We start from the raw sequence: 14,313 nt of genomic DNA, 5'->3' as shown, positions 1-14,313 counted from the left end.
GAACCCTTAACGTTGATTCAGAATTTGTTTTTCATAGTGACGCACATCGCTTAGCCAGCTGGCGTCGGCGGGAACGTCATGGCGCAGGCACCAGGCCTCCCATACCGCCTGCCACGGCAGCGATTTTTGCTCTTCCAGCAGCGCCAGACGCGCGGTGTAATCCCCGGCGGCTTCGGCCTGACGCAGGCGATCGGTCGGCTCCAGCAGCGCGCGCAGCAGTGCTTTCCGGGTGTTGCGCGTGCCGATGACCCAGGCGGCGATGCGGTTAATCGAGGCGTCGAAGAAGTCGAGGCCGATATGCACCTTGTCAAACAGCTGGTGGCGCACGATCTCGCTGGCGATCGCCTGGGTTTCATCGTCAAGCAGCACCACGTGGTCGCTGTCCCAGCGCACCGGGCGGCTGACGTGCAGCAGCAGGCGCGGTACAAAGAGCATGGCGGCGGAGATCTTGTCGGAGATCACCTCGGTCGGATGAAAATGGCCGGCGTCCAGCGTCAGCGCGGTCTGACGGCTGGTGGCATAGCCCATAAAGAACTCGCTGGAGCCGACGGTGTAGCTTTCCGCGCCGATGCCGAACAGCTTGCTCTCGACCGCGTCGATATGGTGCTGCGGGCTGAGCTTCTCGGCGATCACCTCATCCAGCGCGCTCAGCAGACGCTGACGCGGCGCCAGCCGATCCACGGTGAGATCCTTCATCCCGTCCGGCACCCAGATATTCATTACCGACGGGGTGCCGAGCTGCTCGCCGAAGTAAGCCGATATGCGACGGCTCGCCTTGCAGTGATCGATCCAGAACTGGCGAATCGCCTTGTCGGCGTGCGACAGGGTAAATCCGTCGGCGCTTAGCGGATGCGAGAAGCAGCTCGGATTAAAATCGAGCCCCAGCTTCTGCTGCTTCGCCCACGCCACCCAGTTAGCGAAGTGCTTTGGCTCAATGGCGTCGCGATCCACCGGCGATTCGCTTTCCAGATAGATAGCGTGCAGGTTGAGACGCTTAGGGCCGGGGATCAGCGACATCGCTTTTTCCAGATCGGCGCGCAGCTCATCGGCGCTGCGCGCTTTGCCCGGATAGTTGCCGGTTGCCTGAATGCCGCCGGTCAGCGCGCCCTGCGGATTCTCAAAGCCGCGCACGTCGTCTCCCTGCCAGCAGTGCATGGAGACGGGAACGCTATCCAGCCGCGCCATTGCTTCATCGACATCCACGCCGATATCGGCATAACGTTGTTTAGCCAGTTCAAAGGCTTGCTCAATCAGCTTTGTCATATGCGAGTTCCTTAGCAGGCTGACTCAGCGCCGAAAAGCGTGCCCGACTGGCACGAAAGGCGCTGTTGGTCAGCGGTTCAAATGTCTTCAGAGGGAAGTTTTTTTCTACGCAGCGGCGGAAATCCGCGACGTCGGTCAGTTCGCCTGAGGCGATAAGCTGGCAGCCGACGTTGCCCAGGGTTGAGGCTTCGACCGGCCCGGCCAGCACCGGTATTTCGCAGGCGTCGGCGCAGAGCTGGTTAAGCAGCTGGTTCTGGCTGCCGCCGCCCACCACGTGCAGCTGCTGAAACGCGCTGCCGCGCAGCCTGCCCAGCTCGTCGATTACCTCACGGTAGAGCAGCGCGAGGCTGTCGAAAATACAGCGCGCCAGCGCGGCGGCGGACTGCGGCACCGCCATATGCTGTTCGGCGCAGGCGTTCTGGATTTCGTTCACCATGCTTTCGGGATTGATAAAGCGCGCGTCGTTGGGATTGATCAGGGCGCGGCAGGCGGGCTCCTGCTCGGTCTCAGCGATCAGCGCGCAGAGATCCTCAATCTGCAGCTCGACGCAGACCCGCTGCAGCAGCCAGAGGCCCATGATGTTTTTCAGCACGCGATAGCCTTCCGCCCCGCCCTCATTGGTGATGTTGGCCCTGAGGGCGTCTGCGGAGGCGTAAGGCAGCAGGCTTTCGAATCCCATCAGCGACCAGGTGCCGGAGCTGAGATAGGCCGCGTTGTCCTGCTTCAGCGGCGTGGCGAGCACCGCGCTGGCGGTGTCGTGCGTGGTGACGGCGATTATCGGAATATCGACGCCGCGGGCGTTCTGCCAGTAGCCGATCACATTGCCCGGCGAGGTCGGCTTGCCGAACCAGGCGGGCGACGCGCCGGCCCAGCTGAGCAGGTCAGCATCCCATTCGCCGCTTTCGATATTCAGCAGCTGCGTGGTGGTGGCGTTGGTATATTCCCAGTTCAGCCTGCCCGTCAGGCGATAGTGCAGATAGTCGGGGATCATCAGGGCGTGGGCCACCTTCTCTTTCCAGTCGGGCTGCTGCTGGCTCAGGGCGCGAAACTGATAAAGGGTATTGAAGGGCAGAAACTGGATGCCGGTGCGCGCGTAGATCGCCTCTTTTCCCAGCTCGCGCAGCGCCTGCTCCATCACGCCGTGGGTGCGCTTGTCGCGATAGCTCACCGCTTCGCCGACGCGGTTGCCCGCCTTGTCGAGCAGCACCATATCGACGCCCCAGGTGTCGATGCCGATGCTGTCCGGCACAATATTCTCCTCATCCAGCCGCGCCAGCCCGGCGCGAATTTCACGCTCCAGATGATCGAGATCCCAGCAGTCATAGCCGGCACGGCGTTCGCGGCGGCTGGCGAAACGATGTACCTCGCGCAAATCGATCTGCTGTGATGCGGCGTCCCACCGGGCGAGCATCACGCGTCCGCTGGATGCGCCCAAATCAACCGCAACGATATTTCGCTTACTCATGGTCCGCTCTTCCTTAGATATGATGCTGACAGAGTAGGAACCTTGCGCGCCCGCCACCTTCCCCTTACTGCCAGCGCGGCAATGCCGCTGGCAGGTTTGCAAAGAAGTTCGTGAGAGAGATCACAGAGGCGCAAGGGCGATGGATGTGAGCTTCGCCGCAATTCTGTTAACTGGCGGGAATATCTTGAATAAAAAGCAGATTTCCTGCGCTTCGTGGTTGAAAATTCAAGGTGAGCCGCGCGGGCGCTGAGTAAACTCGGTTACGCTTTTGTTAAATGACCGAGGCTCCCATGACGATTTTACACAGTGCCGATTTCTTCCCGCCGGGCGACTACGCCATCGCTATCGAACCGCGCGTGCCGCAGCAGGCGTTTCCCGAACATCACCACGATTTTCATGAAATTGTGCTGGTGGAACAGGGTTCAGGCATTCACGTCTTCAACGGCCAGCCGCAGACGCTCTGCGCCGGCTGCGTCTGCTTCGTGCGCGATCACGATCGCCACCTCTATGAGCAGACGGATAATCTCTGCCTGACCAACGTGCTCTACCGCAGTCCGGGCGCGTTTCGCTTTCTGTCGGGTCTGCAGGCGCTGCTGCCGAACGATCGCGAGGGCAACTACGCTTCCCACTGGCGGATAAATACCAAAGTGATGACGCAGGCGCTGGATGTGGTGGCGAAGATGCGGCAGGATGATGGCTGGTCGCTGGAGAAGCAGGCGCGACAGGAACAGCTCTTTCTGCAGCTGCTGGTATTGCTGCGCGAAGCGTGCCGCAACGAGCAGGCGCAGGATCAGGAAGCGCGCCTGCATCGCCTGCTCGACTGGCTTAACGACCACTACAGTGAAGAAATTTTGTGGGAGGCGCTGGCCGACCGCTTTTCGCTGTCGCTGCGCACGCTACACCGTCAGATGAAGCAGCAGACCGGCAGCACGCCGCAGCGCTATCTGAACCGTCTGCGCCTGCTGCAGGCGCGTCACCTGCTGCGCCACAGCGATCTGCGCATCACCGATATCGCCTTTCAGTGCGGCTTCGGCGACAGTAACCATTTCTCCACCCTGTTTCGACGTGAATTTGGCTGCGCCCCACGCGCGGAGCGCCAGCAGATGATGTAAAAGGAGTGAGCGATGACGCTGATACTGAGTCGGGACGACTATTTTGCCGCCCCAGGCCTGCCGGTTACGGTGGCGGAGCGGATGCCGCAGCCCTCTTTTCCCGCTCACCAGCATGAGTTCAGCGAAATTGTTATCGTCTGGCGCGGCAACGGCCTGCATATTCTTAACGATCGCCCCTGGCTGATTACCTGCGGCGACGTCTTCTATATCCGCGATCGGGATTGCCACAGCTATGACAGCGTCAACGATCTGGTGCTGGACAATATTCTTTACTGCCGCGACCGCTTCGGCCTGGCGCTCGACTGGGGGCAACTGCTGCCGCCACAGGGGGGCGACGCCCCCGGCTGCTGGCGGCTGACCACGCGCGGTATGGCGCTGGCGCGCGGCGTTATCAGCCAGCTGGAGCGCGAGAGCCGCAAGAGCGATTCCCTCTCGATTCAGCTCACCGAAGCGCTCTTTTTACAGCTGGCGTTGATTCTGCGCCGTCACGGCTATGCGGCGGATCGCCCCTGGGCGCTGCCGGAGGGCGAACAGCTCGACCTGCTGATGTCGGCGCTGCAGGGCGCGGTGGCGCGCCCCTTCGATCTGGCGGCGTTTTGCCAGCAGAATTCGCTGAACGAGCGCGCACTGAAGCAGCTGTTTCGTCAGCAGACCGGCATGACGGTCGGCCACTACCTGCGCCAGCTGCAGCTCTGTCAGGCGAAGCATCTGCTGCGCACCCAGGATTGCCTGATTGGCGAAGTGGCGGCACGCTGCGGTTTCGACGACAGCAACTATTTTTCGGTGGTGTTTACCCGCGACACGGGCTTAACCCCCAGCGCCTGGCGCCAGCAGTTTGTGCCGCAGCGGTCGGGCAGTTCAGCGCAGGACAAAACGCCGTCCTGAAAAAAGCATCAGCCGTTTATCTCTCCGGCAGCGCCAAAAAAGTGCCCGTGCGGGCACTTTATCTCTGCGTTAAAACCTTATTCCTGCAGGCTTACGCGGCCAGACCAAGTCCGACGATATTGGCGGCGATAATAATCACCACGCAGCCGATGGAGAGCACGCTGACCGGACGGCGCCCGGCCGACTTCCACTCTTTCAGCAGCAGCCCGACCAGTCCGCCGCACAGCACGTACAGGCTCATATGCAGCATCCAGCTGACGTAGTCATACTGCGGCGGAATGCTGGCGTGGCCCTAGGCGTAGAAGAAAAACTGCAGATACCACATCGTGCCGCCCAGCACCGCGAAGGCGATATTGGCAATCAGCAGCGGCCTGGCCACGGCGAGATCGCGACGCAGTGACAGATCCGGCTTCACCGCCAGGCGGATAAAACAGAACGCCAGATTGACCAGCGCCCCGCCGCCCATAATCACCACATAGCTTGGCAGCGCGACGTAGAGCGGGTCGATTCCCAGCTGCGCCGCCGCTTCATGCATCGGCTTAGCCGCATCCATAGCAAACGACATGCCGGCCGAGAAGATGCCGCACAGTACCGCCAGCACCAGCCCCTTTCTGAGGTTGAACTCCTCGGCGTTGATCCCCAGCGCACGCTCCTTCAGCAGGCCGGCGCGCGAAACGATGGCGACCCCTACCAGCGCCACGGCGACGCCGAGCAGCGTCAGACGACCACCGGTCGAGGCGAACAGCTCGCCGAAGCGCCCCTGGATCAGCGGCGTCATCAGGGTGCCGACCACCAGCGTAATGCCGATCGCGATGCCGATGCCCATCGACATGCCGAGATAGCGCATCGTCAGGCCGTAGTTAATGTTGCCGATGCCCCACATCGCGCCGAACAGAAATACCGGCAGCAGCTGAGAGAGGCTGAAGCTGCCGTAGTAAGCCCAGAAGTTCGGCAGCAGCACGGCGCTTACCGCCCACGGCAGGATCAGCCAGGAGACAAAGCCGCCCACCGACCACATCGTTTCCCATGACCACTTTTTCACCTGTTTAAACGGCGCGTAAAAACACGCGGCGCTGGCAGCTCCGACGAGATGCCAGAAGATACCTGCAATAATGGCACTGTTCATTGTTATTCCTTGCATAAGGTTGAGGCCTACAGGAAACCGGGTTCCTGATTAGCAGGCAGTCTACGGCGCGCCTGAACGCCTCAGCCTTTGGATGGCTGCCGATTGCAAAGCCGGAATGGCAATATCCGCCAGTTACTCCCTACGCGGATCACAGTTTCGACTTTGTCGGACTGGCAGCGGGATCATCCTTTAAGTAACTTATTATTCAGGTTTTTTTTGAAATATGCTGTGCCGCGCAGCACATTTATCAGCTGGCTGCCGCTTTTGTCTCGCCGCTGGCAGCAACAGAAAGATCGCTTCACTAATGGCGCTTAACACCGTATAAAACGGTAAAAATCTTCAATGGCCGGGATAGAGATGACGGGAAAATGGTTAACGCTGTTTTTAACGCGTGGGGTCAGCCGCGTCATGCTGGACGACCTGCGCGCCATACTGCCCGCCAGCGCGTTAAAGATTTTTATTAATGGACTGGAAGAGGCGCAGTACGCCACGCTGGAGTGCCAGCAGGCGGAAGATAACTGCGCGCTGATCGCCTCGGCGCTGGTGGTGTGGCGTCAGCTGGGTCAGGTACACCGCATTACCTATAAAAAGGGTGAAGTGCTGCGCGACGTTAGCGACGCCTCCCAGTTTCAACTGTTTAGCATGCTGAAAACGCACCGCGCGGTAATGCAGGTCGCCTGACGCAAAGATAGAGATAACGAGGTTTTAATGAGAGTGGGTATTCTGTTTCCGATCGCGATTATCGCGGCTGGCGTCGGCTTTCTGGCATGGTTCATCGGCAGCGGCCTCGCCATGCCAGGCTCCTGAGCTAACGCAGCTGGCTGTCTTTACTGCCGCGGCGGTTGAAGAGCGCGCTGCCCTTTAGCGCCTTGTCATGCTCCTGCTGGCACGCCAGGCAGAAGCGCACGCCGGGCACCGCCTCACGGCGCGCCTGTGGGATCGGCTCGCCGCACTCGTCGCAAAACTCGGCGCTTTCGCCTTTGCTCATGGTGCCGCGCACGCGCGCGATCTCATCATTTACCGTACTTTCGATCTGTTCCTGAACGGCGCCGTCTGACGCCCATCCGCTAGCCATAACATCCCCCTTATACCTACTGAAAGTGTTGGCCCAAATTCCGCTTTGTGCAACTCAGGTAGATATGCGGGCCGCTGCCGACCAATACAACCTTCTGCCGCCGTTATCATCCCAATCTGCGTATATTTGCCAGCGCCGCACCGCACATGGCAGTGAGACTAAGGTGTCGCTTTGGGTTTTGTTTCACGCTGCATTTATAAAACATTTTATTAACGTACCCGACATCGGAGATTCGGCAGATGACAACAGAACTCAAACATTACATTAACGGTGAGTTTGTCGCGCACAGCGGCGATAAATGGATTGAGGTGATCAATCCGGCCACCGAAGCGCTGCTGGCTCGCATACCTGAAGGTCGCGCGCAGGACGCCAGCCGCGCGATTGACGCCGCCGAAAGCGCACAGCCGGCATGGGAGGCGCTGCCCGCCGTTGAGCGCGGCAACTGGCTGCGCAAGCTGGCGGCCGCGATCCGCGACCGCGAGCCGGAACTCACCGCCACTATCGTCGCCGAAGGAGGGAAAACGCAGGGGCTGGCGCAGACCGAGGTGCTGTTCACCGCCGATTATCTGGAATATATGGCCGAGTGGGCGCGCCGCTATGAGGGCGAAATCGTCAACAGCGATCGCCCAAATGAAAACATTTTTGTCTTTAAAAAGGCGATCGGCGTGACCACCGGGATCCTGCCGTGGAACTTCCCTTTCTTTTTGATCGCGCGCAAAGCTGCGCCCGCGCTGATTACCGGCAACACCATTGTGATCAAGCCCAGCGAGTTGACGCCGCTTAACGCCAGCATCTTTACTGAGATCGTTGATCGCATCGGCCTGCCGCCGGGCGTGTTTAACCTTGTCTATGGCTACGGCCCGGAGATTGGTCAGGAGCTGGCCGCCAATGCGAAGGTTGGTCTGGTCAGCCTGACCGGCAGCGTTGGCGCAGGGGTCGCCACCATGGCGGCGGCGGCAAAAAACGTGACCAAAGTGTCGCTGGAGCTGGGCGGCAAGGCGCCCGCCATCGTGATGGATGATGCCGATGTCGAGTTAGCGGTAAAGGCGATCGTCAGCTCCCGGGTCATCAACAGCGGGCAGGTGTGTAACTGCGCGGAGCGGGTTTATGTGCAGGAAGGCATTTACGACCGCTTTATGAGCGCCTTAACCGAGGCGTTTAACGCCGTGACCTTCGGCGATCCGGCAGAGCAGCGCGAGCTGGATATGGGGCCGCTGATTAACGCCGCCGCGCTGGCGCGCGTCGAGAAAAAAGTGGCGGACGCGGTGGCGGCGGGCGGCAAGGTGGTGCTGGGCGGCAAACGCGCCGGTGAGAAAGGCTTCTTTTTCCAGCCTACCATTATCACCGATGTCCGTCAGGATATGGAGATTATGCGCGAGGAGATCTTCGGCCCGGTGCTGCCGGTGATGACCTTTAAAACGCTGGACGAAGCCATCGCGCTGGCTAACGACTGCGAGTACGGCCTGACCTCCTCTCTTTATACGCGGGATTTGAATACCACCATGGTGGCGCTGCGCAAGCTGAAGTTCGGCGAAACCTACGTAAACCGCGAAAACTTTGAAGCGATGCAGGGTTTCCATGCGGGCTGGCGTAAATCGGGCATCGGCGGTGCCGACGGACGGCATGGGCTGGAAGAATATCTGCAGACGCACGTCGCCTATCTGCAGTTCTCCTTGTAAAGCTGATACGGGCCTCCTGGAGCAAAACAGCTATTCGACAGCGTTTTCAGCGCAATAGCCCTTTTCAGGCTGAATAATCTGTCAGCACACAACCTGAAGGCCGTCCTCGAGACGGCCTTTTCAGCTGTAAAAGCCGCAGTTATGCGAAGCTGTACGGTTGTCCCGCCCCGGTAACAGGCCGTCTCGCGCCTTGCGACGCGAGACGTTTTGCTTTTAAGCCCCTTTCCTCGTCCGCAACCCCTTCTTTAAAACGCGTTCAGGCAACGCGCGACCGGCTGCGCAGCAGCGCCGCGGCGCTCAGCAGCGATACCGCCATCAGATAGTATCCCGGCGCGAGGCTGCTGCCGGTGGCGTTAATCAGCAGCGTGCAGACCAGCGGCGCAAAGCCGCCGAAGAGGGTCACCGCAACGTTATAGCCGATCGCCATGCCACTGGCGCGCGTGCTCACCGGGAAGAGATCCGCCATCACCGACGGCACGGTGGAGAAGTAGATCGATTTCAGCAGCGCCATCCAGCCCACCAGCAGCATCAGCGTCAGCGGCGAGGTGTGATCCACCATATAGCTGAAGGCGGGATAGATCGTCACCAGCAGCAGCAGCAGCGAGCCCCACATCAGCGGCACACGCCCTACGCGCTCGGCCCACAGCCCCATCAGCGGCGTGACCAGCGTCAAAATGGCGCCCGCCAGCAGCGTGGCGCTAAACGCGACGCTGCCCGGCAGATGCAGCGTTTTGGTGGCGTAAGTCGGCACATAGTTAAGCATGTAGTTAACCGCCGTTGAAATCACCATCAGTCCGATCGCCAGCAGCATCCGCTCTTTCTGCTGCCCGAACAGCTGCTTCAGCGGCGCCGTGGTTTTCGCCTGCTGCGTGAAGCTGGCCGGTTCATGAACGTGACGGCGGATATAGATCCCCAGCGGGCCGATTAGCAGACCGAAAGCAAACGGAATGCGCCAGCCCCAGGAGTGGATCTGCGCCTCGCTAAGGATCTGCGTCAGCCCCAGGCCAAAGGCGGAGGCCATCAGCGTGCTGGCGCCCTGCGTCGCAAACTGCCAGCTGGCGATAAAGGCTTTGCGCTCGGGAAAATGCTCCACCAGAAACGCCGTTGAGCTGCCGAACTCGCCGCCCGCCGAGAAGCCCTGAATCAGGCGCGCCAGCATGATCAGCAGCGGTGCCGCCAGCCCGATGGTGCCGTACTCCGGCATAAAGGTAATGATCGCGCCGCCCAGCATCATCAGGTTAATGGAGAGCAGCAGTGCCTTTTTGCGCCCGTGGCGATCGGCGTAGTTGCCCAGCACCACTGCGCCGAGCGGACGAATAAGAAAAGAGACGCCAAAGCTGCCAAAGGTGAGCAGCAGCGACACGGAGGCGTCGCTGGTGGGGAAAAAGGCGTGGGCGATATAGCTGGCGAAAAAGCCGTAAACCGCAATATCGAACCACTCCAGCGCGTTGCCAATACAGGTGGCGAACAGCGTTTTATGCAGGCTCGGCCGGATCTGAACCTGCGGCGGCGCTTGCGTCAGGCTGCTCATACGCGCGCTCCTGTAGAAGCCTGCTGGCGTGCCAGCAGCGCCTCGCCCTCTTCTCCCAGCTGCCAGAACAGTGCCGTCATGATCTGCAGCCCTTCGCGTGCGACGGACTTCAGCATATGCTCGTTGACACCGTGCTGGCCGCAGGCCGGATATGAGTGCGGCACCCAGAGGGTCGGCAGGCCGAGAATATCGGAAAAGACTTCGTTTGGCAGCGAACCGCCCAGGTTAGGCAGCAGCGCCGGCTTTTTGCCGCTGCTGGCGGCCAGGCTCTCCAGCGCCCAGCCGACCAGCGGGCTTTGCGGATCGAGGCGCGTGGCGGGCGAGCCGCGCAGAAATTCAACCTGTACATAGTCAAATCCGTGGGCGCGCAGGTGCGCTTCAACGTGCGTCACCAGCTTTTCCCAGTCGGTGCCCACCACAAAGCGCAGCTGACAGACCGCGGTCGCCTCGCCGGGAATGGCGTTCATGGGACGCGCCGGATTGCCGGTTTCAAACGCCAGCACCTCCAGCGTGTTCCAGCCGTAGAGGCGCTCCGCCGCCGTCAGGCCGGGTTCACCCCAGCCGGCGTCCAGCGCCGGATCGCCCGGCATACCGCCCACCTCGATATCGCTGAGAATGGCGCGCACCGCCGCGCTCAGCGAGTCGGGCTTCAGCGCCTCAACCTGCAACACGCCGCGCGCGTTGACCAGCGTGCTGATGGCGTTAGCCAGCTGGGTGCCGGGATTGCTTAACAGGCCGCCCCAGTTGCCGGAGTGATAGGCGTTGTCCCGCGCACTGATAGTAAGGCGAAAATTGACCGCGCCGCGCGAGCCAAGGAACAGCGTCGGTTGCGACGCGCTAACGCGCGGCCCGTCGGAGGCGATAAAGAGATCGGCGCGCAGCAGCGCCTGCTGCTGCTGACACAGCTCGGCCAGCCCCGGCGAGCCGATCTCTTCGCCCATTTCAAACAGGATCTTACAGTTGAAGCCGAGCCGGCCGCCGCGCGCCTGGTAGACCTGCTCCAGCGCCGCCAGATTGATGCAGTGCTGGCCTTTGTTGTCGGCGCTGCCGCGCCCATACCAGCGGTCGCCCTCTTCGGTCAGCTGCCAGGGATCCAGGCCGTCGCGCCAGTTTTCATCGTCGCCAAATACCACGTCGCCATGTCCGTAGACCAGCAGCGTCGGCAGCGACTCATCCTCGATGCGCGTCGCCACCAGAAACGGGCGATTTTCCGCTACGGTGTTGTCGATAATCTGCAGACTGAAGCCGAGCGCCGTCAGCTGCGGCGCGATCTCCTGATGCAGATAGTGATTAAGCTCGCCGTCGCGATCCGCCCGCTGGCTTTCGGTGACGCACGCCACGCGACGTGCCAGAAGCCGCTGAAATTCCCCGCTGTCGAAATAGCGCATCGCCTGTTGAATCGCCTGTTGTTTCGTCATGTTTGCCCTGTCTTTTTTATTGTGTCGTCGCTCTATCTTTGCCAAAAGCCTGGCATTGCCACAATTATCAATTTATCGACATAGCCTTGCTTTAAGAGCAAAGCTAGAATGCCCGATAAAGAGGCACGCACCGCCGGGGTGCAGAGGTGAGATGATGCTGAGCAGTGAAATCCGTTATTTCCTCGCCGTGGCTAACAGCGGGTCGCTGAGCGCCGCCAGCGAGCAGCTGTTTGTGGCGGTCTCCGCCATCAGCCGCCAGATCCAGCGGCTGGAGGCGCAGGTGGGCGCGCCGCTGTTCGATCGTCATGCGCGCGGCATGGTGCTTAATGAGGCGGGCGAGATCTTTGCCCGTCAGGTGCGGCAAAGCCAGCTCGATATGGAGCATGCGCTGGCGGAGATTAAGGGACTGAAGGCGATCCGCCGCACGCTGATCCGCATCGCCTGCACCGACGGCATGGCGTTCAGTCTGCTGCCCGGCCTGCTGGCGGAGTTTCGCGCGCTGAATCCCGGCGTCTACTTCGCCTTAAAGGTAGAGAGCGCGCAGGGCGTAGCGGAACGGGTGCGCGCCGGGGAGTGCGACGTGGCGCTACAGTTCAGCCTTCATCCAGAACGCGGCGTAGAGGTGATGGGATCCTGGCCCGCCCCGGTGCTGCTGGCAATGCACAAGGATCATCCGCTGGCGCAGCAGCCGGTGACGCTGGAGGCGCTCAGCCACTATCCGATGGCGCTGCCGGAGCAAAACACCACGGTGCGGCAGCTGTTCGACCTCGCCTGCCAGATGCGCGGCTGCGTTATTGAGCCGGTGCTCACCTGCGACTATTTCGCCACGCTTTACCAGTTTCTGCTTCATACCCCCGAGGCGATCACCATCAGCAGCGCCTTTACCCTGCTCAACGCCACCCAAACCCAGCATCTGGTGCTGCGCGAGATGGGAGTCGACCAGCTCAGCCAGCGCACGCTGCAGCTGCAACGGGTGTCGGGACGACAGCGCAACGCGGCGCTGTCGCCCTTTCTCGCCTTTCTCCAGCAGCGCCTGAACGCCATCGCTGCCGGACTGGCCTGATTACTTTTTGATATCGACCGGATAGAAGATGTGTTTGCCGAACGGATCGATATCGTAGCCGCTTACCTCTTTGCGCACCGGCTCAAAGATGGTGGAGTGGGCAATCATCACCGCCGGCATCTGGTCATGCATAATCTGCTGCGCCTGCAGGTAGAGCGCGGTACGCTTGCCCTGATCCGGCTCGGCGCGCGCCGCGACGATCAGCTTTTCAAACGGCTGATAGCACCACTTCGACGAGTTTGAGCCGCCCTGGGACGATTTACAGCTGTAGAGCGGGCCGAAGAAGTTATCGGGATCGCCGGTAGCGGTGGTCCAGCCCATCAGCGCCGCCTGATGCTCGCCGCTGCGCACCCGCTTGAGATATTCGCCCCATTCGTAGGTAACGATTGTCGCCTTGATGCCGACTTTCGCCCAGTCCGCCTGGATCATCTCCGCCATACGCCGAGCGTTAGGGTTATAGGGACGGGAAACCGGCATCGCCCAGAGCGCGATCTCGGTACCGGGTTTAATACCCGCCTGTTGCAGCAGCGCCTTCGCCTTTTCCGGATCGTAGTCGTAATCTTTCAGCGCGTTGTTTTCGCTCCAGACGCCCGGCGGCAGAATATTTTTCGCCGCGGTGCCGGTGCCTTTGAAAATCGCGTCGATGATGGCGGGTTTATTAATCGCCATCGCCAGCGCCTGGCGCACCTCAACCTTATCCAGCGGTGCTTTGGTGGTGTTGAAGGCAAGGAAGCCAGTATTCAGCCCCGCCTTTTGCATCAGGTTAATCGCCGGGTTGCTGCGCATCTTCTCCAGATCGGCGGGATTCGGGAACGGCATAATCTGACACTCTCCCTTCTCCAGTTTGGCGAGACGAACCGACGCGTCCGGCGTAATGCTGAAGACGATGCGGTCCAGCTTCGCCTTGCCTCCCCAGTAGTCTGGAAATGCCTTATAGAGAATGCGCGAGTCTTTCTGATACTGCACCAGCTGGAATGGCCCGGTGCCGATGGGATCCATATCGACCTTCTCTGGCGTGCCCGCCTTCAGCATCTGGTCAGCATATTCGGCGGAGTGAATCGAGGCGAAGTACCAGGCGAGATCGGCGAGGAACGGCGACTCCGCGTGATTCAGGGTAAAGCGTACGGTGTGGTCATCGACGCGATCGATGCTCTTGATCAGCGTGGTCAACTCCAGGCTGTCAAAGTTGGCGTAGGTGCCGCCCGAGACGTTGTGGTAGGGATTTTTGCTATCCATCTGCCGCATAAAAGAGAAGATAACGTCGTCGGCGTTGAAATCGCGGCTGGGCCTGAAGGCTTTATTGCTCTGAAAAGGGACGTTTTTACGCAGGTGGAAGGTGTAGACCTTGCCGTCCGGGCTGATCTCCCAGCTTTCCGCCAGGCTCGGCACCAGTTCGGTGGTGCCATATTTAAAATCAACCAGCCGGTTAAAGACCGGCACCGCGCTGGCGTCCACGCTGGTTCCCGAGGTGTAGAGCTGCGGATTAAAGTTTTCCGGCGACCCTTCGGCACAGTAAACCAGCGTTTTCGCGCTGGCGTTATGCGCCAGGGTAGCGGTCAGCAACGCCAGCATCGCTATCTTCACTTTCATCATTTCCTCACTTTTTATTGACTTCCGTTGGTCAGATTCCCTAAATGATCCAGGCGCTTTATGGATACCACGTTTTCGTAACATAGCGAATCCTGCTGCTGGCAGA

12 protein-coding genes and 1 pseudogene are annotated in these 14,313 nt (G+C 60.6%); 6 read left to right on the top strand and 7 right to left on the bottom strand.

Annotation, left to right across the window (positions count from 1 at the left end; all coding sequences use genetic code 11):
• Window positions 1-6 precede the first annotated feature (6 nt).
• The gene (locus MHZ97_RS10365) at window positions 7-1,263 is read right to left on the bottom strand and encodes an L-rhamnose isomerase (RefSeq protein WP_239314464.1); all 1,257 of its coding nucleotides are present in this window, start codon (window positions 1,261-1,263) and stop codon (window positions 7-9) included.
• Complete coding sequence (gene rhaB / locus MHZ97_RS10360; RefSeq protein ID WP_239314465.1) at window positions 1,247-2,728, bottom strand: rhamnulokinase; 1,482 nt, start codon at window positions 2,726-2,728, stop codon at window positions 1,247-1,249. The genes MHZ97_RS10365 and rhaB overlap by 17 nt, the downstream gene beginning before the upstream one ends.
• 290 nt (window positions 2,729-3,018) lie before the next feature.
• Here rhaB and rhaS point away from each other — a divergent pair, with 290 nt between their 5' ends.
• Both rhaS and rhaR read left to right on the top strand, forming a co-directional pair.
• A complete protein-coding gene (rhaS, locus tag MHZ97_RS10355) occupies window positions 3,019-3,840 on the top strand; it encodes an HTH-type transcriptional activator RhaS (protein WP_103795812.1) in 822 nt (273 codons plus the stop codon).
• 12 nt (window positions 3,841-3,852) lie between these two features.
• Window positions 3,853-4,725 carry an HTH-type transcriptional activator RhaR gene (rhaR, locus tag MHZ97_RS10350; protein ID WP_239314466.1) on the top strand — a complete coding sequence of 291 codons (873 nt, stop codon included), beginning with the start codon at window positions 3,853-3,855 and terminating at the stop codon, window positions 4,723-4,725.
• 91 nt (window positions 4,726-4,816) lie between these two features.
• On the opposite strand, the pseudogene rhaT reads toward rhaR, so the two are convergent.
• A pseudogene (gene rhaT, locus MHZ97_RS10345) lies at window positions 4,817-5,851 on the bottom strand (L-rhamnose/proton symporter RhaT).
• Between the two features lie 357 nt (window positions 5,852-6,208).
• Between rhaT and MHZ97_RS10340 the strand changes: the two are divergent.
• Both MHZ97_RS10340 and MHZ97_RS10335 read left to right on the top strand, forming a co-directional pair.
• A complete protein-coding gene (locus MHZ97_RS10340; RefSeq protein WP_103795815.1) occupies window positions 6,209-6,532 on the top strand; it encodes a hypothetical protein in 324 nt (107 codons plus the stop codon).
• 27 nt (window positions 6,533-6,559) lie between these two features.
• Window positions 6,560-6,658, top strand: a complete 99-nt coding sequence (locus MHZ97_RS10335) for a YoaK family small membrane protein (protein WP_146053821.1) — start codon at window positions 6,560-6,562, stop codon at window positions 6,656-6,658.
• Window position 6,659: 1 nt separating this feature from the next.
• Here the strand turns inward: MHZ97_RS10335 and MHZ97_RS10330 are convergent, their stop codons facing one another.
• The gene (locus MHZ97_RS10330) at window positions 6,660-6,926 is read right to left on the bottom strand and encodes a DksA/TraR family C4-type zinc finger protein (protein ID WP_103795816.1); all 267 of its coding nucleotides are present in this window, start codon (window positions 6,924-6,926) and stop codon (window positions 6,660-6,662) included.
• Between the two features lie 239 nt (window positions 6,927-7,165).
• Between MHZ97_RS10330 and aldA the strand changes: the two genes are divergently transcribed.
• Window positions 7,166-8,605, top strand: a complete 1,440-nt coding sequence (gene aldA, locus MHZ97_RS10325) for an aldehyde dehydrogenase (RefSeq protein WP_239314467.1) — start codon at window positions 7,166-7,168, stop codon at window positions 8,603-8,605.
• A gap of 256 nt (window positions 8,606-8,861) precedes the next feature.
• On the opposite strand, the gene MHZ97_RS10320 is transcribed toward aldA, so the two are convergent.
• Both MHZ97_RS10320 and MHZ97_RS10315 read right to left on the bottom strand, forming a co-directional pair.
• Complete coding sequence (locus MHZ97_RS10320) at window positions 8,862-10,136, bottom strand: MFS transporter (protein WP_239314468.1); 1,275 nt, start codon at window positions 10,134-10,136, stop codon at window positions 8,862-8,864.
• Entirely contained in the window at window positions 10,133-11,554 is a 1,422-nt protein-coding gene (locus MHZ97_RS10315) for a M20 family metallopeptidase (protein WP_239314469.1), read from the bottom strand. Before MHZ97_RS10315 ends, MHZ97_RS10320 begins: the two co-directional genes overlap by 4 nt.
• Window positions 11,555-11,708: 154 nt before the next feature.
• On the opposite strand from MHZ97_RS10315, the gene MHZ97_RS10310 reads away from it, so the two are divergent.
• Entirely contained in the window at window positions 11,709-12,617 is a 909-nt protein-coding gene (locus tag MHZ97_RS10310) for a LysR family transcriptional regulator (RefSeq protein WP_103795899.1), read from the top strand.
• Here the strand turns inward: MHZ97_RS10310 and MHZ97_RS10305 are convergent, their stop codons facing one another.
• Window positions 12,618-14,207 (bottom strand): ABC transporter substrate-binding protein, encoded by a 1,590-nt coding sequence (locus MHZ97_RS10305; RefSeq protein ID WP_239314470.1) that lies wholly within the window; start codon window positions 14,205-14,207, stop codon window positions 12,618-12,620.
• Window positions 14,208-14,313 lie beyond the last annotated feature (106 nt).

The organism is Pantoea sp. ACRSC, assembly GCF_022346785.1.
In the GTDB taxonomy this organism is placed as follows: Bacteria; Pseudomonadota; Gammaproteobacteria; order Enterobacterales; family Enterobacteriaceae; genus Pantoea; species Pantoea alvi.
The sequence above is the reverse complement of the archived record's forward strand: the minus strand, read 5'-3'. Positions and strand labels throughout refer to the sequence as shown.

What these genes read in the sequence shown, in the direction of transcription:
- aldA (WP_239314467.1), top strand. Translation starts at nt 7,166, where the DNA reads ATGACAACAGAACTCAAACATTACATTAACGGTGAGTTTGTCGCGCAC.
- MHZ97_RS10310 (WP_103795899.1), top strand. Translation starts at nt 11,709, where the DNA reads ATGCTGAGCAGTGAAATCCGTTATTTCCTCGCCGTGGCTAACAGCGGG.
- rhaB (WP_239314465.1), bottom strand. Translation starts at nt 2,728, where the DNA reads ATGAGTAAGCGAAATATCGTTGCGGTTGATTTGGGCGCATCCAGCGGA.
- MHZ97_RS10365 (WP_239314464.1), bottom strand. Translation starts at nt 1,263, where the DNA reads ATGACAAAGCTGATTGAGCAAGCCTTTGAACTGGCTAAACAACGTTAT.
- MHZ97_RS10315 (WP_239314469.1), bottom strand. Translation starts at nt 11,554, where the DNA reads ATGACGAAACAACAGGCGATTCAACAGGCGATGCGCTATTTCGACAGC.
- MHZ97_RS10305 (WP_239314470.1), bottom strand. Translation starts at nt 14,207, where the DNA reads ATGAAAGTGAAGATAGCGATGCTGGCGTTGCTGACCGCTACCCTGGCG.
- MHZ97_RS10340 (WP_103795815.1), top strand. Translation starts at nt 6,209, where the DNA reads ATGACGGGAAAATGGTTAACGCTGTTTTTAACGCGTGGGGTCAGCCGC.
- rhaR (WP_239314466.1), top strand. Translation starts at nt 3,853, where the DNA reads ATGACGCTGATACTGAGTCGGGACGACTATTTTGCCGCCCCAGGCCTG.
- rhaS (WP_103795812.1), top strand. Translation starts at nt 3,019, where the DNA reads ATGACGATTTTACACAGTGCCGATTTCTTCCCGCCGGGCGACTACGCC.
- MHZ97_RS10320 (WP_239314468.1), bottom strand. Translation starts at nt 10,136, where the DNA reads ATGAGCAGCCTGACGCAAGCGCCGCCGCAGGTTCAGATCCGGCCGAGC.
- MHZ97_RS10335 (WP_146053821.1), top strand. Translation starts at nt 6,560, where the DNA reads ATGAGAGTGGGTATTCTGTTTCCGATCGCGATTATCGCGGCTGGCGTC.
- MHZ97_RS10330 (WP_103795816.1), bottom strand. Translation starts at nt 6,926, where the DNA reads ATGGCTAGCGGATGGGCGTCAGACGGCGCCGTTCAGGAACAGATCGAA.